Annotated in this window: 1 protein-coding gene; it reads right to left on the reverse strand. The window is 90.5% G+C overall.

All coding sequences use genetic code 11. The annotated features are described in order from the left end of the window. The coding region (locus PUR71_RS40920; RefSeq protein ID WP_329924408.1) for a hypothetical protein at positions 1–338 on the reverse strand (338 nt) is incomplete at both ends.

Genomic DNA, 338 nt, shown 5'->3' on the forward strand with positions numbered 1-338 from the left:
CTCCCGCCCCCCCCCGCGCCCCCCGCCCCGGCGGCCGGCGCGCCGCCCCCGCGCCCCCCCGCGCCCTCCCCCGCCCCGGCCCCCCCCGCCCCCCCCCCCGCCCCCCCCCCCCCGCCCCCCCGCCCGGCCTGGTCCTGCGCCGCCGCGGCGGGAGAGGCCGCCTCGGACGCCGGCGCTTCCGGCGCGGCGGCGGCCGGAGCGGCGTCCGGGGCCGGGGCGGCGGCGGGCGCGGCCTCGGCGGCCGGGGCAGCGGCGGCGACCGGGGCGCCGGAACCGACGGCGTAGAGCGCCAGCGCGGCGCCCGCCGCGACGGACTCGGCCTCGCCGACCGAGATCGA

Origin of the sequence: Streptomyces sp. SP17BM10, from assembly GCF_036322405.1 — a bacterium.
Lineage (GTDB): Bacteria > Actinomycetota > Actinomycetes > Streptomycetales > Streptomycetaceae > Kitasatospora.